This window comes from Paenibacillus nuruki, assembly GCF_001721045.1.
GTDB lineage: Bacteria > Bacillota > Bacilli > Paenibacillales > Paenibacillaceae > Saccharibacillus > Saccharibacillus nuruki.
Map to the genome: position 1 here is coordinate 43,574 of NZ_MDER01000027.1, position 23,802 is coordinate 67,375.

General features: G+C 39.6%; 18 protein-coding genes and 2 other annotated features. Of the genes, 1 reads left to right on the forward strand and 17 read right to left on the reverse strand.

Features of this window, described 5'->3' with window-relative positions:
• Positions 1-81 precede the first annotated feature (81 nt).
• The 9 genes from groL to PTI45_RS03450 all read right to left on the reverse strand — a co-directional run bounded on the left by groL (position 82) and on the right by PTI45_RS03450 (position 12,302).
• Complete coding sequence (gene groL / locus PTI45_RS03410; RefSeq protein ID WP_069326135.1) at positions 82-1,722, reverse strand: chaperonin GroEL; 1,641 nt, start codon at positions 1,720-1,722, stop codon at positions 82-84.
• An 85-nt stretch (positions 1,723-1,807) separates the two neighbouring features.
• Positions 1,808-2,089: a co-chaperone GroES gene (gene groES, locus PTI45_RS03415; protein WP_069326136.1), complete on the reverse strand. Its 282-nt coding sequence runs from the start codon at positions 2,087-2,089 to the stop codon at positions 1,808-1,810.
• A gap of 290 nt (positions 2,090-2,379) precedes the next feature.
• Entirely contained in the window at positions 2,380-7,743 is a 5,364-nt protein-coding gene (locus tag PTI45_RS03420; RefSeq protein WP_069326137.1) for a diguanylate cyclase, read from the reverse strand.
• Entirely contained in the window at positions 7,743-8,912 is a 1,170-nt protein-coding gene (locus tag PTI45_RS03425) for a small-conductance mechanosensitive channel (RefSeq protein ID WP_069326138.1), read from the reverse strand. The genes PTI45_RS03420 and PTI45_RS03425 overlap by 1 nt, the downstream gene beginning before the upstream one ends.
• Before the next feature lie 364 nt (positions 8,913-9,276).
• A complete protein-coding gene (tatC, locus tag PTI45_RS03430; RefSeq protein ID WP_069326139.1) occupies positions 9,277-10,032 on the reverse strand; it encodes a twin-arginine translocase subunit TatC in 756 nt (251 codons plus the stop codon).
• A gap of 66 nt (positions 10,033-10,098) precedes the next feature.
• Positions 10,099-10,332, reverse strand: coding sequence for a twin-arginine translocase TatA/TatE family subunit (locus PTI45_RS03435; RefSeq protein WP_069326140.1), 234 nt, complete (start codon positions 10,330-10,332; stop codon positions 10,099-10,101).
• Positions 10,333-10,505: 173 nt separating this feature from the next.
• On the reverse strand, positions 10,506-11,003 hold the full coding sequence (locus PTI45_RS03440) for a MogA/MoaB family molybdenum cofactor biosynthesis protein (RefSeq protein ID WP_069326141.1): 498 nt from the start codon (positions 11,001-11,003) through the stop codon (positions 10,506-10,508).
• Positions 11,004-11,123: 120 nt separating this feature from the next.
• Positions 11,124-11,645, reverse strand: a complete 522-nt coding sequence (gene moaC / locus PTI45_RS03445) for a cyclic pyranopterin monophosphate synthase MoaC (protein WP_069326142.1) — start codon at positions 11,643-11,645, stop codon at positions 11,124-11,126.
• Between the two features lie 24 nt (positions 11,646-11,669).
• Positions 11,670-12,302 (reverse strand): 5-formyltetrahydrofolate cyclo-ligase, encoded by a 633-nt coding sequence (locus PTI45_RS03450; protein ID WP_069326143.1) that lies wholly within the window; start codon positions 12,300-12,302, stop codon positions 11,670-11,672.
• 243 nt (positions 12,303-12,545) lie between these two features.
• On the opposite strand from PTI45_RS03450, the gene abc-f reads away from it, so the two are divergent.
• Positions 12,546-14,486 (forward strand): ribosomal protection-like ABC-F family protein, encoded by a 1,941-nt coding sequence (abc-f, locus tag PTI45_RS03455; protein WP_069326144.1) that lies wholly within the window; start codon positions 12,546-12,548, stop codon positions 14,484-14,486.
• A 326-nt stretch (positions 14,487-14,812) separates the two neighbouring features.
• Here abc-f and PTI45_RS03460 read toward each other — a convergent pair whose 3' ends face one another.
• The 8 genes from PTI45_RS03460 to PTI45_RS03495 form a co-directional block, all read right to left on the reverse strand.
• The gene (locus tag PTI45_RS03460; RefSeq protein ID WP_069326145.1) at positions 14,813-16,417 is read right to left on the reverse strand and encodes a 2-isopropylmalate synthase; all 1,605 of its coding nucleotides are present in this window, start codon (positions 16,415-16,417) and stop codon (positions 14,813-14,815) included.
• A 93-nt stretch (positions 16,418-16,510) separates the two neighbouring features.
• Positions 16,511-16,798 (reverse strand) — a binding site (T-box leader).
• A 103-nt stretch (positions 16,799-16,901) separates the two neighbouring features.
• Positions 16,902-17,188, reverse strand: a binding site (T-box leader).
• Positions 17,189-17,251: 63 nt separating this feature from the next.
• Positions 17,252-18,331 (reverse strand): tRNA (adenosine(37)-N6)-threonylcarbamoyltransferase complex transferase subunit TsaD, encoded by a 1,080-nt coding sequence (gene tsaD, locus PTI45_RS03465; RefSeq protein ID WP_069326146.1) that lies wholly within the window; start codon positions 18,329-18,331, stop codon positions 17,252-17,254.
• Between the two features lie 2 nt (positions 18,332-18,333).
• Entirely contained in the window at positions 18,334-18,840 is a 507-nt protein-coding gene (rimI, locus tag PTI45_RS03470; RefSeq protein ID WP_069326147.1) for a ribosomal protein S18-alanine N-acetyltransferase, read from the reverse strand.
• A gap of 15 nt (positions 18,841-18,855) precedes the next feature.
• Positions 18,856-19,698 carry a tRNA (adenosine(37)-N6)-threonylcarbamoyltransferase complex dimerization subunit type 1 TsaB gene (tsaB, locus tag PTI45_RS03475; RefSeq protein WP_069326148.1) on the reverse strand — a complete coding sequence of 281 codons (843 nt, stop codon included), beginning with the start codon at positions 19,696-19,698 and terminating at the stop codon, positions 18,856-18,858.
• The gene (gene tsaE / locus PTI45_RS03480; protein WP_069326149.1) at positions 19,695-20,192 is read right to left on the reverse strand and encodes a tRNA (adenosine(37)-N6)-threonylcarbamoyltransferase complex ATPase subunit type 1 TsaE; all 498 of its coding nucleotides are present in this window, start codon (positions 20,190-20,192) and stop codon (positions 19,695-19,697) included. Before tsaE ends, tsaB begins: the two co-directional genes overlap by 4 nt.
• 153 nt (positions 20,193-20,345) lie before the next feature.
• Positions 20,346-21,776, reverse strand: a complete 1,431-nt coding sequence (cls, locus tag PTI45_RS03485) for a cardiolipin synthase (RefSeq protein WP_069326150.1) — start codon at positions 21,774-21,776, stop codon at positions 20,346-20,348.
• 180 nt (positions 21,777-21,956) lie between these two features.
• Complete coding sequence (locus tag PTI45_RS03490) at positions 21,957-22,736, reverse strand: ABC transporter permease (protein WP_083243321.1); 780 nt, start codon at positions 22,734-22,736, stop codon at positions 21,957-21,959.
• The gene (locus PTI45_RS03495) at positions 22,736-23,680 is read right to left on the reverse strand and encodes an ABC transporter ATP-binding protein (protein ID WP_069326195.1); all 945 of its coding nucleotides are present in this window, start codon (positions 23,678-23,680) and stop codon (positions 22,736-22,738) included. Before PTI45_RS03495 ends, PTI45_RS03490 begins: the two co-directional genes overlap by 1 nt.
• Between the last annotated feature and the right edge of the window lie 122 nt (positions 23,681-23,802).

Genomic DNA, 23,802 nt, shown 5'->3' on the forward strand with positions numbered 1-23,802 from the left:
GCCCTCAGGTGTTAAAACCTGTGGACAACCTCTTTTGTTGAAAGAACAGTTGGATCATGTAAAAGATTCAAAAGAATCTTTTTACATCATTCCTCCCATTCCCCCCATACCGCCCATGCCACTCATATCAGGAGCGCCACCAGATCCAGCTGGTTCTGGTTTGTCAGCGATAACTGCTTCTGTTGTTAAGAACATAGCTGCTACAGAAGCTGCATTTTGTAGTGCAGAACGAGTTACTTTCGCAGGATCAACGATACCCGCCTCGAACATGTTTACCCATTCGCCTGTAGCTGCATTGTAACCAATACCAACTACTTCTTTTTTCAGACGTTCAACGATAACAGAACCTTCTTGTCCAGCATTCGCAGCGATTGTACGGATTGGCTCTTCAAGAGCACGTAGTACGATGTTTACGCCTGTTTGCTCGTCACCTGTAACTTGTACAGCAGATACTGCTGCATATACGTTCACAAGCGCTGTACCACCACCAGATACGATACCTTCTTCAACCGCAGCACGAGTTGCGTTCAAAGCATCTTCGATGCGTAGTTTGCGCTCTTTCAATTCTGTTTCTGTTGCTGCACCGACTTTGATTACTGCAACGCCACCAGCTAATTTAGCTAGACGCTCTTGCAATTTCTCTTTGTCGAACTCGGAAGTTGTTTCTTCCAGTTGGGAACGAATTTGGTTCACACGAGCATCGATATCCGCTTTGTCTCCAAAACCGTCTACGATGATTGTGTTTTCTTTTGTTACACGTACTTGGCGTGCTGTACCCAATTGCTCGATTGTTGCTGTTTTTAGGTCTAGACCCAATTCTTCAGTGATCACTTGACCACCAGTAAGAGCAGCGATATCTTGCAACATTGCTTTACGACGGTCACCAAATCCTGGAGCTTTAACAGCTACAGCATTGAATGTACCACGCAATTTGTTCACAACTAGCATAGCCAAAGCTTCGCCTTCGATATCTTCAGCAACCAATACCAATGGTTTGCTTTGTTGTACTACTTTTTCAAGTAATGGCAAGATTTCTTGTGTGTTTGTGATTTTTTTGTCAGTGATCAAGATATATGGATTTTCTAGAACAGCTTCCATTTTATCTGTATCTGTAATCATGTATGGAGAAAGGTATCCACGGTCGAACTGCATGCCTTCTACCACTTCAAGTTCAGTAGCGAATCCACGAGATTCTTCAACAGTGATAACACCGTCTTTACCTACTTTTTCCATAGCTTCAGCGATCAATTGACCTACTTCTTCGTCAGCCGCAGAAATAGAAGCAACTTGAGCGATAGACTGTTTGTCTTCTACATGTCTAGAGATGTTTTGCAATTCTTGAACAGCTGCACGAACTGCTTTTTCAATCCCTTTACGGATAACCATAGGGTTAGCACCAGCAGTTACGTTTTTAAGACCTTCACGAATCATTGCTTGAGCCAAAACAGTTGCAGTTGTTGTACCATCACCAGCTACATCGTTGGTTTTAGTTGCTACTTCTTTAACCAATTGCGCACCCATGTTTTCGAAAGCATCTTCAAGTTCGATTTCTTTTGCAATCGTTACACCATCATTTGTGATCAATGGGCTACCGAATTTTTTCTCAAGAACCACGTTACGTCCTTTAGGTCCCAATGTTACTTTTACTGCATTTGCAAGAGCATCTACACCACGAAGCATTGCGCGACGAGCATCTTCACTGAATTTAATTTCTTTAGCCATAAGAATAGTTACCTCCTTGATATTTTAAAATCATTATAATGACAGACCGGCTTACACCGACTGTATACATGTATATTCGTTGGTATTAAGATAGAATAGCGTGAATATCGCTTTCTTTCATAATCAAATATTCTTTACCTTCGAATTTAATCTCTGTTCCAGCATATTTGGAGAAAAGGACACGATCGCCTTCTTTCACTTCCAAAGGAATACGCACTCCATCTTTTAATTGACCGCTACCTACAGCAATAATTTTGCCTTCTTGCGGCTTTTCTTTAGCAGAGTCTGGAAGGACAATACCAAATGAAGTTGTTTGTTCCTGTTCGATCGCTTCTACCAATACACGTTCACCTAAAGGTTTGATCATGAAAAATAGCCTCCTTAAAATAATATATTGATTTGTTTCATGTGATGGTTGTTATTTATGTAATTAGCACTCGACACCTTTCAGTGCTAACAACCAACTTTATGATACTCAACTTGAGCGATAATTTCAAGTCTCTTTGTGTAAATTTATAAAAGTTAGGTTCAAAATAACGATTATTCTACCATACAATCACTCTTACAATTACCCAATCCGAGGGAATAAAACATCAATCGGGTTATAAAAAAAGAAATCAACGCGATTTGGATACATTCACGTTAATTTCTTTTTTCTTACAATACATTGATCGTGATACAGTTTCTACCTTTGGTTTTGGAGCGATATAAGGCTTCATCTGCTAATCGGTAAATTTTCTCTTCGGTTAATTCATCATCGACAGCCGTCACTACAGCTAGACCTACTGAAACAGTAATATATGGACTGGCATCATTTTGAGTATGAGGAATATGAAGATCTTCAATACAAGCACGTAAAGACTCTGCAAATTCATGCGCCTCTTCAATCCCTGTACTGATATGCAAGATCGCAAATTCTTCACCACCCAGACGAAAAGCCATATCTGTTCTTTTTCGCATTTGAGCCGTTAATGTGGAACCGATCATTCGTAGTACATGATCACCTTCATAATGCCCGTAGGTATCATTGTATTTCTTATAATGATCGATATCGAGCAACATAAAAGCAAGCCCTTTTTGCTCTTTGGCTGCTTTCAAAATTTTGTGCACAATACGATCATTAAAATGTCGGCGATTATACAAACCAGTCAAATCATCAATAATCGAGATGCGTTCAATTTGCTTTTTGTCTGTAATATTATGACCGATAAAGGTATATCCTGTAATCTGATTATGATTCAAAATAGGCTCAATAATCATATCCAGCCACAGTAAACTTTCATCTTTTTTCGGTTGAATTAATTCGCCTGTCCATGTATTTTCTTCGTTCATGACAAAGACCTGATAAGAGCCTTCGCGACGATCTTTGGCATATAAGAAACGATGCTTTTTACCAATTAATTCTTCCCGAGAATAGCCAGTCATAATGCAAAATTCTTCACTCACCATTGTGATCTCATCATGCAGATCCGTCTGCACAATAATGACATTTTTATCAACAATGTTAAAGTATTTACTTAGTTGTTCATTTTTGATCGCTAGCTCTTCAGTACGTTCTGCGACCAAGTTTTCCATGTTCGCATACAGACTTGCATTTTCGATAGAATAGACCATATCTCGTGATAGCAAGTTAATCATTTTCAGACGTTCATTGGTAAATGCACCTGTCATCAAATTATTTTCCAGATAAATAATCGCAATCAACTTATTCTGATTATAAAGAGGCATACACAACATGGATTTTGGCTGATATTCTGCAATATACGAGTATGCTGCTAGACCAATTCCTGAACGTGCATCACTATGAAGTAAGATTTGCCCGCTTTCCGCTACATAATCAATAATATCCCATGGGAAATGCTGTTGCTGATCTCTACGTTGTTCGTGATGAAGCAAGACTTCGATCTGATTTTCGGTATGTTTGTATTCTCCCTCAACCCACAAAGAGAAATTAGACTGCATCACCATACAACCACGTTCTGCGCCTGCGTTCATAATCACAACTTCCATAATTTTTTGTAGCAACTGATCCAATTCAATCTCTTTGGAAATGATCTGCGATGCTTTGAACAACAGATGAATATCAATATTCTCTGTAGAAGAAGTGAGCGTATTCTCGGTATGAGAAGGAATCCATTGCACATGATACATCAGATCCTGATAACGTTTCTCTAGATGCTTAACTTTGGCTTTGGCTCCCCAGACAGAATAATAATAAGAAGCCTGCTTGAAGAAGTAAGCTGCCAGTTCATTTAATCTTCTGGATTGGTAAAAGCGAGCCATAAGTTCACTTGCAATCGCTTTGTATCTTGTAAAGTTACCATGTCCACCTGTAGATAAAGCAAGATGATAATACTTTTCAGCTTCCTTGTGTCTTCGATTAATCCGTAACCATTCTGCTTTCATCATATGCTGCTGTGTCAAAAAGTTATGAGGAAAATGAATTGCCCATTTTTTCATTTTTCGGTACTCTTTGCGCATACGTAGACGAGCAGTCTGCTTTTCTCCTACACTCATATGTTCATAACAAGCCGCTATGTTCATAAATGTGTAAAAAGAGAACTCTTCCAAAAAGGTTGAACCTGCTAATGTGCCTACCACTTTATACGCTTTGTCGATATCACTCAACGATTCACGATAATTTTCAAAAATAAATGCAATCTGGATCTTATTAATATAATAAATAGCGATGCCTGAATAATAATTAGCTTCTGTTAATTGTGCTAAATAGGCTTGTTCGCTAAAAGAGTCATCGTCAAAAGAATCGGTCTGCTTCAACTCTCCAGCCAGTATCCGGAACTTTTGGCGTGATAACTGAGCGGTTGCCAGCGCTTCTTTATACTTGGTATTTTCGATCATAGAGATCATCTGATCGCTTTCTTGCAAATACTTTTCAATCTCAAGTGCTGGATTCCAGAGATTCATATAATAACAAGCATGTGCCAGATAGAGCATATCACCTGACAATATACTGGAATCGATTGCCTGACTGTATTGTTCCTCTAGCAGTTCCCACTCATGACTCCAACTGTAACAAAACAGTGTGTAGAGCACTTTTACAAGGCTACGCCACTGTAGATCATTGAATTTCTCGTTGATATCCATTGCAAGCTTGCCGTATTCTTGTGCGCCTTTGAGATCACCCATACCAGAGAGCAACATGGCATAACCGATATAAGCACCCGCCGATTCTGGGCCATTTCCATATTGGATAGATAAATAAGCTTTTTTCAGAACTGCCCATGCGAATAAGGTCTGTTCTCCTGAAATAAAGGCAGGTGGAATAAAGCTTACTAACAATCGCATAACCAACTTAATCTTCTCATCTTGTACTTCAGGGCCATGTAATAAGTCATGAGTGGTTTTGCCGCGGAGCTTGAGCTTGACTCGTACTATTTCTTTGCCTACAATCGCCATATTGAGCTTGGTGGGCACGTATACACCTAGACTCGCCAGACCTAACTTCCCTGCTTCAATCGCTTCTTTCATCATTCCGAGGTACATATAATGATTAGACTGCATCTCATAGATTCTAGCCAGTTCCATCGGAATCTGTACATGTTCGATCAGTGCACGGCAAGCTTGATCTCCTGACTCTAGCTGATGAATCAAATACGAACATTCACTGTACAGATAATAAATATCAAATGTAATCTGATAATGCGTTGTCCAGCTATTGGAGCCTAATAGACTGAGCGCAGTCTCCAAAAACTGACAAGCAATCTCATAGCCAAAAGATTCTTTAGCACGCTTAGCCGCTTGAAGGTTGATGATAATTATACGTTCGCGCTCTTCTACAGAGTCCACTAGAGATACACCTTTATTCAAATGCCCTGCTATTTCCATACTATTTTCGCGGACTTTATCTACTGACCAATGATCTAGTAATAACCAGCCAATCTGAAGATGCAGACTTTGACGGCTCTGTGGATCTATCATTTGGTACAAAGCTTGTTGCAATTTATCATGTCCAAACGCAAACGGAATATCCAACTGCTTCAGTTCAGTACTGACTTCTTCTACACTGCTTAACATTTGGTAATTCGAATGAAGTGGTGTAATGATATCTTCTTGTACTGCGTGTATTAAAGATTCTATGATAACTGTCGTTGTCTCATCACTGACCAGATGAAGAATCTGCCAATCAAAACTACGACCGATCGATGCCGCTAATCCTAAAATGTGCTGCATATGGACAGGGAGCGTTTGCATTTTCTGAATCAGGTAATCAATCAAATCTTCATTCATTGTCATCTGTTTCACCTGAGTCTGATTCAGGTTCCATGTGCCTAATTGATCATCGAAAAAGATCGCTTTATTTTTGTACAAATCTTTAAGGATTTCATGAATAAAAAATGGATTCCCTTTGGTCTGATGATAAATATTTTCACGCAACGGCTCAATAATATCCGTATTGGTTGTATTTAGCGTATCTTCAATCAGATATTGTACATGTTCAGCAGATAAGGTAGTCAATTGAATATGATGAATCGTCATCTGCTTTTCAATTTCTTCCAACGTAGTTGCTAATGGATGTCCTGGATTCACTTCATTGGGACGATACGAACCGATAATAAACAGCTTTTTCAAACTGCTACTTTCCATCAATCGCCCTACCAATTGAATACTGGCTACATCTGCCCATTGTAGATCATCTAGAAATAATACAAGCGGACGTTGCCCTACTGTTAATCCTTCAAGAAAGCGAATAAACGATAAGAAAAAGCGATTATTTTCTTCGGTTGGATTAAGGGGTTCGACCATTGGCTGTATGCCTAGTATTTGCTCAAGTTCTGGTAACCATTTGGTAATCACACCTGCATTATTCCCTAATCCATTGCGAAGAGCCAATTGTAACTGTTGGGTTTCTTCAGGCAATCCTTTAAGATACTGCACCAGCAATGTACGAAATGCTTGGATAATCGCACTATACGGGATGTTTTTATTGTATTGCTCAAATTTACCTTGAATAAAATAACCGCGTTCTTTCGAAATAAAGCTGTGCAACTCATTAACAAAAGCAGTCTTTCCGATTCCTGCTTCTCCAGATACCAGAGCCAGCTGAACATGCTCTTGAATACCTTCTGTTAAAATGTGCTTCATCCGGGCTAATTCTTCATCACGTCCATGCAATCGTTGTGGAATATGAAATAGACTTAAACGATCTTCATGCCCTATTTGAAACTCAGCTTGAGGATCATAACATTTTCTAAGATCCGCTTTGATTCCATATGCACTGCGATAACGATCTTCCGGTGACTTTTCTAACAATTTCATAATGATATCTGATAGCGAGCGAGATACTTGCCCCTGTGTAAGGTCATAAGGAGATGTTGGCTTCTTCGCTATAATCGAATAAATTTGCTCGACAACCGAATCCGAAGGGTATGGCTTTTGACCAGTGACCATTTCGTACAAAACAACACCCAACGAATAAAAGTCAGAACGATAATCGATATTCCGATTAATGCGTCCTGTCTGTTCAGGTGAAATATAAGATAATGTACCTTCCATCACACCTGCATTTTGAAATTCTTGCTTTTCATTGGTCAGTTTGACAGATAGATCAAAATCGATAATTTGAATCTGGTCACTTTGACGATTCCAAATCAAATTGGCTGGTTTGAGGTCTTTGTGAATAATCTGTTGCTCATGAATACGTCCGACAATATCTACAATCTTTATAGCTAACCGTAAAATAGTTGATAATTCTAGTTGTTCATCCCGGATTACATTTCTTAGCGATTGCCCGTCGATATCTTCCAAAGTTAGTACAAAAAAACCACCGCGTTCTTCCAGCTGAATCGGTTGAATAACCCCTTCAACTATACCTTTTAATTCGGATAGCATTTTGTATTCTTTTTTGATACGCATCACTGCTTCATATGTGGATGCTTTGGCTCCTAGAACCTTGGCAATGACTGTCTGTCCGGAAAGATTATCAATGCAACGATAGATCGCTTTACTGCCATTATCGGCGATCTCTTCGACCACTGTATATTTCTGATCTTTCCATATCATTAGTGTTCCCTCGCTTTATCCCCTGTTCCGACAATTTCAAAATTAGGATCAAATTTAAATACGTATGCACCTGTCAACCAAATAATCCAACAATTGACACCAAAGAATAGATAGCCAAAATAACCTAAGATCGGCATTTCTGAGAAGATGTGAATCTTATCTAAATACGGTACAGAATATTTCCAGTAATTCGGATTGACTGGAATCCCTTGATTAAACCATTCACTACCAAAGTTCCACATTTCCCAAAAGAAACCGTTCGCTACTGTAGCAATAGCGATAAGCAGTAATGGTGACCAGTTTCCGTTTTTGATCGAGGTAAACGGTGTCCAAAACCCGATCAGACCCATAGCCGCAGACAACATAGGTACTAAAGCTACCCACAGTACAAAAAATAATTCGAATGGGAAATACCCCATCGCAAAAGCAAGAATTAAACCTACAATGTAAAATGCAATCAACAACGGCTTATTCAAATGAATCTTAGGTCCATTGCTGTATCTTTTTTTCAAGCTTGGGAACGTCTGTAGTAACAAATACCATTCAATAATCGCTGGAAGTACTGTGGTATACGATAACGCAAACCAAAAGATATTACCAAAATTAGAAAATACATCTTTATTCGGATAATACCAATTTTCCATCACGAAAAAGTTCAAATACTCAAATGCAAACCAACTAAAACAAGATACGATTGCCAGCAACTGCATTATGTATAGCTTGCTGGATAAAAGAGATACACCATTATTTCTTTTGTATACGATACCATCCAGAATCAGAATGAATGCCCACCATAAGGGTACAAAAGTATACGGCTCAAGTAAACTGACAAATCCAGCACGTGACCATATAATAAACCAACAAATCAGCAAGATTGGGAAAGCAGCCCAGAACCAGATCGGAAAAGGTACACTTGTTTTGGCGACACGTACAATCTTCTCTTTTTTAAATCCGAACAAACGTGGAAATAATAAAAATATAAGTATGAATGCTGCGATACAACATGCACCTATAAAATAAATTAAATTAAACCCCGGATCTTGTACATTATTTTGTACAGGAAATACTCCATATCCCGGAGGCAATCCATCCCATTTCGCCAAACTCCCCAGTAATGGCAAAATAAAAATCAACGCAAATGTAGACAATAAAAATATGATTTTTTTCATGATACTTATCCCCTTTTTTCGTTCCTTACCTTATCATTTTAAACCAACCACTCTGTACAAATACTGAACAAAACACTCTCTTTTTTGCTTTATCTATGCTTTTATGCAGTATTTGTCATATTTTGACGATTATTTTATTTTCCTTTCTAAAATAAGTTATTTTTTCTATTTCTTCTCTCTATTATTTATAATAGTTGATGTTTAAAAAAGATAGTGATTTTTTTATAAAAACTTCAAATAAAAAGAGTATTTTTGCTAGCTTTGCCTGAATTTCCAGATCATAGCTACTTTGCAAAAATACTCTTTTTCACTTTATAGATAGTATTTACTTTTGGATATATGCTACTCTTCACCTATTGAAATCTTATAGCTCTTGCTCTAATCGTGCAGCATCTAATCGTTGTTGTTTACGATGAACAACACCTGACAGAATCACACTTAACTCGTATAAAAATAACAACGGAATCGCAACCAAAATATCAGATATAAAATCAGGCGGTGTAATCACGATAGCTATAAATACCAGAACCAAGTAAGCGATTTTTCTCCATTTACGCAGTACCGTTGGATTAAGAATACGTAACGTCGTTAGGAACATAATCAAGATCGGCAATTCAAATAGCGCTGCTACTGGAAATACGATATTCGACATAAACGTAAAGTATTGCACGACTCCGTATGTTTCCGCTAATCCCATATTACGCGTGACATTGGAGGTAAACGTGAGCGCCATCGGAAAGACGACATAATAAGCAAATAAAACGCCTAGTAAAAACATCATAAATACAAAAGGAACATAACGTAAAGCAGCTCTGCGTTCTTTATCTAACAGTCCAGGGCTAACAAATGCCCATATTTGATAGACTGTGACAGGTAAAGTAAGTAATAAAGCAACGACCATCGCAATCTTCATATACAAGCCAATGCCATCCCAAAATGAAAAGACATGAAATACAAGATTTCGTGCAGTCTCTGCGGCAACTAAATACTGGTATATCGGTTGAGCGACAAATAGCCCCAAAATCATACCTATAAATAACACAGCGATAATCATAATCAATCGTCGCCGTAATTCTCCTATATGTTCGATCAAGGACATCTGCTTTTCAGGATTATCCATAGGTTCCTCCTATCTCAAAAGAAAATCCCTTCCGTAGGGAAGGGATTCGGAATGGTCTGCATCCTTTTAACGTTTATCTTCTGGTTGAACAGGTGGAATAACTTCTGCGGACTGAATAGAATCGGTACGAGTCTTTGATGTTGTATCATCATCTTTCATCATATCGCGTGTGCCTTCTTTGAACTCACGGAAAGTTCTTCCTACAGCACGTCCTAATTCAGGTAGTTTATTTGGACCAAATAAAATAAGCGCCAACACTATCAACAATATAAATCCTGTAGGTCCTATACCACTAAGCATTTGGTATTCCTCCTTATTAATCAGACAAAGCTAGCTTTGTCTTTTTTATCATAGCATATTCAAATGTACAGTTCATCTTTGGAGATAGGATATAACAACGACAAAAAGACACAATTCTTTATTCAAAAAAATTGTGGTACACCTACTCTTATAACGGCTAAGCTTGATCGTTCTTAACGCTCATCTGGATTACTGTATTGCCCTGTAATCATCAGTAGCGCTTCAGGCAATTGATCCATAATAGCGGCTAAGTGTTCATGTACCCCTTTGGGTGTACCTGGCAAGTTCACAATAAGACTGCGTTCACGGATACCACAAATGCCACGAAATAACATAGCAGAACGATTTTTTTTCATTACTGTGGCACGCATCGCTTCTGCCATTCCGGGTACTTCACGTTGAATCACCCGCCGTGTTGCTTCAGGAGTAACATCTCGCTGCGCTAGCTCGGTGCCCCCAGTCGTTAATACCAGATCTGCATTGAAATACTCTGTCATCTCAATCAATGCTGCAATAATTTCATCAGGCTCATCAGGCACGACCCGGTATTCAACGATTTCTCCACCTAATTCTTCTTCGATTAATTCCCGAATGACTTGTGCACTTGTGTCTTCTCTTTCTCCTCGTGCACCTTTGTCACTGGCTGTAAGAATAGCCGTTCTCCAAACCATGCTCTCACCCTCCCCATCTATCTGCCATCTTCCTCTATCTATTACATCTGTATTCATCGATTCAGGTGGATCACTATTCTTACTATAAGGATTCGTCTCTATCACGTATATGGATGACTTCTATTCGTTTCTTTTAAAATCTCCATTTTTTCCGCCGCTTTTGGATAACAGCATCGTCGGTCCAATCACCATATCTTTTTGTAATGCTTTACACATATCATATACGGTCAAAGCAACAGCAGAAGCCGCGGTTAAAGCTTCCATCTCTACACCTGTTTTACCTTCTGTTTTCACTTGAACTTCAATATGAAGCTCATCATGATCATTATCTCCAAAGGTAATATTTACACCTGTTAAAGGTAAAGGATGGCACATTGGAATCCAATCTGATGTACGCTTGGCAGCTTGGATACCTGCTACCTGTGCAACAGCCAATACATCGCCTTTACCTACCTGTCCTGCTTTGATCGCAGCCAGTGTTGCTGGTAACATCTGAACGGTAGTTACTGCAATCGCTGTACGTGATGTACTTTCTTTATCTGAAATATCGACCATCCGCGCACGTCCTTGCTCATTAAAATGAGTCAGTTTCCCTGCCGGTGTTGGTAGACCTTCATACTCTTGATTATGTTGATTACTCATCGTTATCTATCCCACCTATTGTGTCTACTTCTCGCTTTTTGTTGTTACTTTATATTCAGACGCCATAAACAGCACGTCGATACGGAAATCATGCGATTCCATCGGAATCTTTTCCGTGATTTGCGTGCCAAAAACAAATGCTCCACATACAGGTAGATGAGAAGAAGTCTGCTCTAATCTGGACATAAAACGATCATAGTATCCACCACCATAACCAATACGTCCACCTTGCTTATCATATCCAAGTCCCGGAACAAGAATAAGATCTATCTCTTGCCACGCTGATTCGGGTACTATTGGCAGGTCGTGCTTAGGTTCGGGAATACCAAAAGCTCCAGGTTCGATATCATGAATGCCTGTAATTGGGTATAAATGAAAAAGAGCATCTTGCGCTGCATCAATACGCGGGGCAAAAACAGTATCTCCTGCTTGCCAGCATTGATGCAATAAGGGCATTGTATCTGGTTCATCACGATACGCCAGATAAGTAAATAAAGTTAGTGTTGATTTTTGTTTTTGTTGACGCAATTGATTCATATATGAGGCAGCAGCAGCGCAAATGTCTGCTGATTCTTGTAATCGTTGTTCAGGAGTTAATGCCATTCGCTTACGTTTCAACTCTTGTCGTAAACGCTGTTTATTTGAGACGATTTCCATGGTTTACCTCCTTGCACAGACCAGGCTGTTGTAGGAATAATAAGCCTGTATGATCATCGCAAATTTCGCAAAAATCCCGATAGTGACAGTGTATCATTGTTCTTTCCAAAAACCAACTTCACCCTCTATTAAAAATGATCTACGGTGCAAATTAACATCCTTTCATGTAAACTAAATACAATAACTTTTTATACAAATTCATGATTTTCAATTATATATATGATGTGGGGGCTCAATCAGTCAATGTTACTGCAAGCAAATGGAATTACTAAACTGTACGGAATTACACCTATTTTAGAAGGTTTGAATTTGCAAATTGAAGAAAGAGAACGGATTGGTCTGGTCGGGGTAAACGGCGCAGGCAAATCAACCTTGCTCAAAATTATTGCAGGTGAAATGTCTTATGATAGTGGGCAGATTTTCCGCAATAAAGAAATGACACTTGGTTATCTAGCGCAAAATAGTGGATTACATCATGGCCATACGATCGGCGAAGAAATGCGTTCTGTATTTGCTAACTTAATTGATACTGAACAAGAATTACGTGTTATGGAACAACAGATTGCTGATCCTGCCATGATGGAAGATGACAAAGGATATGCTGATCTTCTCGCTCGTTATGCAGAACGTTCCGAGTGGTTCCGTGAACAAGGCGGATATGAAATGGATACACGGATTCGCAGTATTTTGCATGGTATGGGATTTGGTGACTTTTCTCAAGAAACGACTGTCGAGACGCTAAGTGGCGGGCAAAAAACAAGATTAGCACTGGCACGTATTCTGTTACAAGCACCTGATCTATTAATGCTGGATGAACCGACCAACCATTTGGATATCGATACTCTGACATGGCTAGAAGATTATTTACGTGGTTATTCGGGTTCATTACTGGTTGTATCGCATGACCGTTATTTTCTAGATCGCTTAGTGACTACAATTGTCGAGATTGAGCGTCATCGTTCCAAACGCTATACCGGTAACTACAGTCGTTATATTGATATCAAAGCCGCTGAATATGAAACGGCAATGAAACAGTTCGATAAACAACAAGGTGAAATCGCACGTATGGAAGCTTTTGTGCAAAAAAATATTGTACGCGCATCCACGACCAAACGTGCACAAAGTCGTCGTAAAGCACTTGATAAAATGGATCGCTTGGATCGTCCTGCAGGTGACCTCAAAAAAGCAAACTTCTCATTCGGTGTATCTGTCGTTTCTGGTAAAGAAGTGTTGCGTGTACATCAATTGACTCTTTCGTATGAAGATAAGCAAAAGCTTTTTGAACCGATCTCATTTGAATTAAGACGTGGAGATATGGTTGCACTTATCGGACCAAACGGAACTGGTAAAACCACCATGCTAAAAGCACTTATTGATGAGCATCAGCCAGACACTGGTAAGATCGAATGGGGAGCAAAAGTAAAAATTGGCTACTATGATCAAGAACAAGGTCATTTGAATCCCAACAATACTGTGCTTGAGGAAGTATGGGGTAGTTTCTCTCATTTAGAAGAAGTACGTATTCGTACAGTGCTTGGTAACTTCTTGTTCAGTGGTGAAGATGTACTCAAAAAAATATCTGCGCTTAGCGGTGGTGAGAAAGCCAGAGTTTCTTTGACCAAATTGATGTTACTGGATGCCAATATGCTGATTCTGGATGAGCCGACCAACCATCTGGACTTAATGAGCAAAGAAGTGTTGGAATCCGCGCTGATGGATTATGAAGGCACCCTATTATTTATTTCACATGACCGGTATTTCTTAAATAAAATGGCAGAACGAATCTTAGAACTGCGTCCTGAAGGATTAACGGCTTATCTTGGGAATTTCGATGATTATACAGCTAAAAAACAAGAATTACTCGAAATCGCTGCTGAAAATGCACTCCAAAAATCCAAAAATAATACGACTACAACAGGGACAACAGAAGAACCCTTTGCCAATTCGTATGAAGAAAGCAAACAAGCCAAACGAGATGAGCGTAATCGTCAACGACGCACAGAACAATTGGAAAAAGATATTGCCGATTGGGAAGAACGTATCAGTGAATTGGAGCAACAATTAACACTTCCTGAGGTCTACCAAGACTATGAAGCTGTCCAAAAGCATCAAGAGGAAATTGCTCAATTGCAACAGTCATTAGAAGAGGCTTATGAAGAATGGGAAACGTTAGCTGCTGAATAGTAGTTCGTTTTGTCAAGACTTGTACACGAGATTGTAAAAGATCAAAAACTTTATTTTAAGCAAGTAAAAAAGTTTACAAACAAAGTTATCCACAAAATTAGCGATTTATTGATCACAAAAAATGACCCATTAGGGTCATTTTTCACTGTTATACTACTATTTTTTATCCATATCCATATTTATCCACCGAGTTATGCACATTATCCACAGATTTCGAGCAAATCAGGTGATAAACATATCCCCTATTTCATCATTTTGAAAAAGCTTCGTATAATCACTTATTTTGTACTTATACACACTTTGTGGGGGATATGTGGATAACTTTGTTAACATCTTGACAAATCATTCTTCATTCTAATGGTTTCTGTAAACGCCTGATTACATGCAGATACAAAAGCAATCGCTGCCGTTTGTAACGAATCTTGTCCGGAAGCGGTACCACGGAAGGTCTGTTTCTGATAACAGATTGTTGCCACAGCATCTGTGTATGCTATACCGTTCGTATAGAACGATTGCATTTCCATATCTTCCAATTGTATACCTTCTATTTCATCTTCTGAGTGTTCAATCATCTCTTGGCCCATATATTGTTGAACGGCTTGTTGAAGACTATTCATCACCGATTGCATCGCTCCAATAGCAATCGATTGAGTCGTATATGGATGATCATGACTGTTTAAGGTAACTTTGGATGCGATCGTTCCATCTGAATGAGCATTCCACTGAATATCTTCAATCGAAAGTTGAGACTGGGTGATTGCGTTTGAATTTCCTGTCAACATTAATAGCTCTTCATCTGTCACATGATGTTTGTGATCGGCGTATTTTTTGAAATCTTCATACCATTGATGAAGTTGTTGCTCTTCAGGATAAATATCATATTGTGCTAGACGATTAGAAAGAGCATGTCGACCTGAATGCTTTCCTAATATAATCATCGTACGCGGAATACCTAATCGTTCTGGACTCATAATTTCATACGTCGATAGGTCTTTTAATAATCCATCTTGATGGATTCCTGATTCATGTCGGAATGCATTTCTACCGATTACTGGTTTGTTATAAGCTACTGGAAATCTCATCGCTCGACTCACTTCATGTGAAATTTCATATAATGCTTCTGCGCGTATATTCGTTGTTACATCTAGACTATTACGGCGTGTCTCAATTGCCATGACCAATTCTTCCAATGCACAGTTCCCTGTACGTTCACCGACTCCGTTAACAGTGACTTCTACTTGATCTGCACCTGCTTGAACCGCTGCTAGACTATTCGCTACTGCTAATCCTAGATCGTTATGACAATGTGCACTCAACTGAACATTTTCAGCTCCTCGTGCTCCTTGACGAACGGCTCTAAACATCTGTCCATATTCGTCTGGTAAAGCATACCCTACAGTGTCAGGCAAGTTAATAATCGTTGCCCCTGCGGCAATAGCCACCTCTACCATTTCAATCAGATCATCTATTGCTGTCCGAGAAGCATCCATCGCTGTAAATTGCACACGATCGGTAAACTGCTTGGCAAAAGACACCATATCATGCGCAATCTGCACCGTTTCTGCTCTTGTTTTGCGTAATTGATGTTGTAAATGGATATCGGAAGAGGACAAAAACAAGTGAATTCTGCGATTAACAGCATCTTCTGTTGCTTTGGCGGCGGCTTCGATATCGATTTTTACAGCTCGTGCAAATCCACAAATTTCAAATTGCTGAAATGTTCTAGCTATTTTCTGTACGGCTTCAAACTCTCCCGGGCTGGAAATAGGAAAACCAGGTTCTAACACATCGACACCTAACGCTTGTAACCGTTCTGCCAATGCTATTTTCTGATCCCATTGTAGTGTCGCTCCCGGTGCTTGTTCTCCATCACGCAAAGTGGTATCTAAAATAGCAATCTTTTTGTAGCTTGGTTGACTGATCTGACTCATCTCATTCACGCTCCCAAATTCTTTATTTGCATACATGATTAGATACATTTCAAGAAAAAAGAATACAAAAAAAGCCTGACTTCTCTCACTAATGTAAGAGACGCCAGACGATGCTGTCGCGGTACCACTCTTGTTGGAATCGTATTGATTCCCGCTTAATCTGATCCAGTACATGTACATAGATAATAAGCATATGTACTGGATCAGCATTGGATGACGGGAATGACCCGTAAGTAAGTACGATGATGACATCTATCATCATGTTCCCTACTTCCGCTCCCAGGCGAGTTCAAAAGACCATCTACCGTATTGCGTCGCACCTTCCCGCAACTCTCTGATTGTGGTAGCTTTCTTTTTACTACTCCTGTTCTTTGCGTGTGTGTATATGATGTTATTAGTAAGTTTGTGAATTCACAGTTCGTTATCTATTCCAATAGAGCGATAGTATCTCTTTATGAAAATACCAAAAAACCGCCATCTCTGTAAAAGAGACGACGGTTGATTTACCTTCGCGGTACCACTCTTATTGGACGCTGATTAGAATCATTCAAAACGGCGTCCCGCTTTATCCATTAAAATGCATTATATGAAATACAATATAATGGTATCCGATCACGGGGATCAACCGTAATGATGTACCTGTCTACTCGTTAGACTTTCCATCATTCCGCTCCCGGGTGAGTTCAGGGTTGCCTTCATACTGCGTTGCACCATCCCGCAGCTCTCTGGATTCAAGCGAATCTCCCTACTAATCCCGTTCCAAGCGTTTATTCTATTTAAGATGAAGATCATTATAGATAACGAATTATTGATATTATAAAAGCGCGAGTTGCATTAGTCAATACTATTTTCAGTTTGTTCTACAGGTTGATACGTGACCGACCATTTTTCAAGTGAAAGAGATGGCTCTGCTTTCATATCCAATGTAGTGAATTGACTATGTTTCCATTTCAAATAAGCAGCAGCTCCGATCATTGCTGCATTATCGGTACAATACTCAAACGGCGGAATCAACAACTCAATCTTTTCTTTTTCACAACGATCAGTTAGATTCGCTCGTAACCCGCGGTTAACAGCTACTCCACCACATAATAACAACTGCTTCGCTCCATACTGGCGCACTGCACGAACAGCTTTTTCCACCAGTACTTCAACTACCGATTCTTGAAAACCTCGTGCGATCTCGCCTATCATCGGTTCTTCGCCGCGCATCTTCTTCTGATTGACTACATTCAGAACGGCTGACTTCAATCCACTCAGGCTAAAATCATATGAATTGGCTTCTAACCATACTCGTGGCAAAGATACTGCCGATTCTGCTTCCATCGCCAGATTATCTACATAAGGCCCACCCGGATAAGGGAATCCTAATGCTCGTGCTACTTTGTCGTACGCTTCCCCTACTGCATCATCACGAGTGCTACCGATCAATTGAAATTGTCCTTCAGATTCTAGTAATACCAGTTCAGTATGTCCACCTGATACGACCAATGCCATCGAAGGATATTGTATCTCTGCGGTTAAATTATTTGCATAAATATGACCTGCAATATGGTGGGTTCCGATCAAAGGCTTGTCTAATGCAAATGCCAAACTTTTTGCCGCCATAATGCCTACTAATAAAGCACCTACTAAGCCGGGGCCTTGAGTAACTGCAATAGCTGAAATATCTTCTAATGCAACTCCCGATTCTTGGATTGCTTCTTCAATCATCAATGTAATACTTTCTACGTGTTTGCGTGAAGCGACTTCGGGTACCACACCGCCAAAAGCTTTGTGTGTCTCTATCTGACTCGATACGAGATTGGACAGCACGATTTTACCATCTTTCACAATAGACACGGACGTCTCGTCACAGCTCGTCTCTATCGCTAGAATATGGCATCCTTCACGTTGTATATCTTGTTGCATCATGTTTATTCCACGCTTCCTTCCAGATGACCTTGCGCTTCGGCTAACTCGCACCACATAATCATGGCGTCTTCATTATTATCCGAATAATACCCTTTACGAATACCTGCGTTACTAAAACCTAATTTCATATATAATTGCTGTGCGATCTCATTGGAGACACGTACTTCAAGTGTCATGCGTAACATTCCTAATTCTAATGCCCAGTTCATCAGTTCGACTAATAAAGCTTCTCCAAGCTTACGTCCACGATAAGCTTCCCGAATCGCAATATTGGTAACATGAGCTTCATCCATAATCGTCCACATGCCTGCATAACCGATCGTTCGTCCATCGATTACCATCACCATATAACGAGCAAAATGATTCATCGTCAATTCATTACGAAATGCTTCTTCTGTCCAGGGGAGTGTGAATGCTTCATGTTCAATCTCCATCACTTCTGGAATATCATCAATCGTCATTTTACGTAGCACAGGTTGTTGTTGATTCTGCTCGTATCGTAATGCCATGAGCACACTTCCTTTCTATTTTGACTGGCGTAGCAAATTCGCTTCTGCTTCTGACAGTTGTGTGTAATTGGGTAGTAAATGATGCGTATCATCATATTTGCCATCTAAAAGTAGACTTGCTCCGACTTCTCCTGCACATCCTGCATCAAGTCCACATGCTAGTATGGTGATCTTCGCTTCAACAACATCCTGTAAACGCTCTGCTCGCTCTTGATGGTTAGCTGTTTCTCCGACGATCAAAATATGATGTGGACGTTCTTGTTCAGACAACCCCTGATACTGAGCAGCAATCTGATCCATCCAATGATCCATAAGCATAATCCGATCTTCTTCGATACGCTTTGGCAAAGTTACTATCTCTGCTGTAGATTCTGTAGACGTAGATTGAATATCAAATAACGAAGTATATACCTGAGCACGGCGACCATCCATCAGTGGAATAATCCATACGGACGGCTGAGAGGATGCTGTTGTTTGAGATAATTCAGATGATTCTATATGGGTAGACAGATACTCACGATATCCACTCCAAGCCAGCGCTGCTAGACTGGAAAAGCCTACGACTGGAATCTGTAATGTCCATGCTAATGTTTTGGCTGTTGTTACCGCAATACGAATACCTGTGTATGAACCAGGACCCACACCTACAGCAATACCTGCTAATTCACTGCGAGATGTATTAGACTGTTCCATCAGCTTCTGGATTCCATTCACCAGACCAACGGAATGATTGCGATCAGCATAACTATTTTCAGCTACAAGTACTTCATTTTCTTGCATAACAGCTACATTTCGAGAAGCTGTAGATGTATCCAAAACCAAAAACCGCTTGCGCGGCTGTTCGTTGATTTCATTCATTGATTGTCACTAACTCCATTCTGTATTAACTCACGACACCACTCTGAATAAGGTTCTCCATAACCTGTACAGACGAACTTGCGTGTGTTGTCTTCATTGACTGTAATCTCGATCCCTAATCGCTGAGCAGGTAATAAGTCAGGAATAATACTCGCCCATTCGACCAATGTAGCACCCTGTCCATAAAAGTATTCATCTAACCCCAGATCAGCCGCTTCCTCTTCGCTAATCCGGTATACATCCATATGATAAAAAGGCATATTTCCTTCATATTCCTTAATGATCGTAAATGTTGGGCTATTCACCAATGATGTTACACCTAGATAACGGGCAAATGATTTGGAAAAATGAGTTTTCCCTGCTCCCAAATCTCCGTCTAGTGTAATAATAGTGCCAGGCAATGAACGCTTGGCTAAAAAAGCAGCTAGTTGATCGGTATCTTCCAAGCTTTGACTGGTAAATGTATATGATGTTGCTGGTAATCGTTCAGACATGTGTTCCTCCATATAAAATGACAAGTGATACGATATCTAATAACTATCGTCTGCCAAATCGTTTGATAGAGCGATTATACCATATTCTTGATCCCATTCCTTGTTAAGATGATAGACGATTATAGAAATACGTTCAGCAATCAGTAGGTTATTTTATAGAAGTGGTGATAACATGCGTGATAACGTCTCCATCGTTTTCTGAACACGAGATCGCTTGATAAACTGCTCATAATTCAATAGACGACTATGTCCAAGATCACGTTCAAAGTCCTCCATTAAGCGCTCGATAGTCGACGGTTCTACCAAAACAGCTACCAATTCAAAATTGCTATAAAAGCTACGCATATCCATATTTGCTGTACCTACTGAAGCCAGTAGATCATCGATCACCATCACTTTGGCATGCACAAATCCTTTTTCATATTGATGAATACGCACTCCAGCACGCATCAACTCTTGCATATAAGATAACGAGGCATAATGAACAACTTGTGAATCGGATATTTTCGGAATAATAATATCGACTTGTACACGACTGACTGCGGCTGTTTTGAGTGCTGTATAGATGCCTGCATCCGGTATAAAATAAGGCGTAGTGATACAAATACGCTGCTTGGCTACAGCAATCGCACTAAAACACAATTCTTGAATCGCATCCCAGTTCCGATCAGGTCCACTCGATACAATCAATGCTCGTTCATTGCCTTCACATTGATGCTTCGGAAAATAGATCGGATCAGTAATCCGTTGCCCTGAAGCAAATTCCCAGTCTTCCAAGAAGACCGTCTGTAGAAAATAAACAATATCACCACGTGTCTCCAGATGAGTGTCCCGCCAATATCCCAGCTTAGGATCATAGCCTAAATAATCATCACCAATATTTAATCCACCCATAAATCCAACTTCACCATCAATCACCAAAATTTTGCGATGATTACGATAATTCACTTCACGTTGAATAAACGAAGTAAATGGAGGTAAAAAGAAATGAAACTCTATTCCTGCGGCTTTTAGTCGACGGACAAATGTATATTTCAAATGATAACTGCCCAACCCATCGCACAACATTCGTACTTTCACACCGGCTTGTGCTTTGCGAATCAGAACATCAGTGAATTCTTTGCCAATCATATCATCTCTAAAAATATAAAACTGAATATGAATATGGTGTTCTGCTTGCTCTAACGCTCGAAGCATCGCTGCAAATGTCACTTTACCATCTGTCAGTACTTTAACATTGTTACATGCAGTAATCGGATTTTCAGTCAGATGAGAAAGAAGACCGAATAGACGCTCTTCGGTTTGAAAATGGGGATTCCCCATATCTTGTGCTTTACGTATTACATGTGATTGTCTCCATAACCGATGACGAACTTCGCGGAAAATAATGGTTCCTTTTTTACGAATCGTACGACGAATCCGGTAATTACGTGCTACAAAATAATACAAAACAAATCCTAGAAACGGAATACAATATGAAATAAACATCCACGCAACAGCTTTGGATGGGCGACGAAACTCAAGAATCAATATAATTCCTGTCTGACAAATAAAAACAAGGCAAATCAATACAATCCAAATCATACTGTGCTTCCTTTCCTTGAACTTTCAAATCAAATTTGTTCGATAATCCAATCACTTCTTCTATCCATATAACCAACTCATTGTCTGTTGATTCACAAATTTAAATGCAATTATTACCATATAAAAAACGCTACTCTTCAAAAGAAGAATAGCGCATCTCTAATCATAGCTTGGTGTAACTTAAGCTCGTACATCTCGTTTTACAAAAGAAAACCATGTGATTGCGATAAACACGATCATATAAACGAGCAATACGCCTAAAGAGAACCCTAATGATGTCATTCCGAATGTTCCTGTAGGTGAAGCAAAATACTGAGTTAGATCCAAGTTCGTGGAGAGCAAATATTTAATAAACTCACGATGTTCTTGCTCTAAAAAAAGACGGAAAATGCCATTCAATGTATTGCCCGAAAAATAAAGCAAAATTGAGATCGTAATCGACAATGCAGTGGAACGGAATAAAGAAGATAACATAAAAGCAACAGTGATCAATACTAATGCACGAATGTAATTGTAGACTATAGTAAGCACTAGATCCGGTGTCGATGAAGCTGCTGATAAAATACTATTGCCTGAAGCCGGAAATAAGATATAAGCAAAGATTATATTTAAAATAACAAATACGATCGTAGCCGCTAGTGAAAATAAAATCACTGAAATGTATTTGGATAATAAAATTTTCCAACGATCCCACGGACGAATTAAGAGTAGCTTAATCGTTCCTCTTGAAAACTCACTGGATACCGATTCAGAAGCGATAATAAGCGATAACATAATCACAATAAAATATAAGTTAAATGACTGATAAATAACATCAGGGGCTGAAAAAGGAATATCGATCAATTTGAGAAAAATAGGTACGATCGGTGATCCAATAATCATCAAGATTGTCAAAATCCATGTGGACTTTTTAAGTACAATTTTGAGATTTTCGTTATGCACCAGTCTCCAAAAATCCATTATAATTGCCCTCCCCGCGTTAACTCTAAGAATTGATCTTCTAAGCTTCGCTTGATTGGACGAATCGCATATACGGCTATGCCATTGCTTACAAATAACATATTGAATTGAGCGACTTGTTGACGATCTGCTTCAATGGTCCATGTGTTACCTTGCACCTGTCCTACTGACGTCAATTCAACTGCTCGCTCGGGTTGATCCAATTCGAAGATAACTGCTGTTTTGGCGATCAGATCCGCTTCGGCTTCAGCAGTCGTATGCAGTTCTCGTACATCGATTAATTTTCCGCCATCAATCACTGCAATCGCATCACACATCAATTCCATTTCGGCGAGCAAATGACTGGATACAAAAACAGTAGTCCCCTCTTCACGAGTTAATGCACGTAAATAATCTCGTAGTTCCCGAATACCTTGCGGATCAAGTCCATTGGTAGGTTCATCCAAAATGAGTAGTTTGGGACGATGAAGAAGTGCTTGAGCTACACCAAGGCGTTGACGCATACCCAGTGAATACGTACTTACTTTTTCATGAATACGTCCGGTTAGCCCTACAAATTGTACTACTTCTTCGACTCGCTGAGGATCTACTCCAGGAGACATACGCGCATACTGCATTAGATTTTGTCGACCTGTCATATACTTATACATTTCTGGGTTTTCGACAATCGCGCCTACTTTAGCGATCGCTTCTTCAAAATGCGTGCGTATACTTTGACCATCAATCAAAATATCGCCTTCTGTAATACTCATCAAACCAACCATCATTCGAATGGTTGTGGTTTTACCAGCTCCGTTAGGACCCAGAAAACCGAATACTTTTCCAGCTGGAATATCTAAAGTTAAATGATCAATTAATGTTTTGCCACCGATAACTTTGCTTACATTCTGAAATTGAACGACAGGGAGATGATTTGCTCCATGATGTTCATTGGAATCAGGCATTGGATCTTTGGAGATATGTACGGTAGAAGGTACAACCGGATTGGAGTTGGATTCCATATATTTTCCTCCTGCTCTAAGTATGAATCGAAATAGGCACTACTTCTCTAAATCTTTATCCAGTG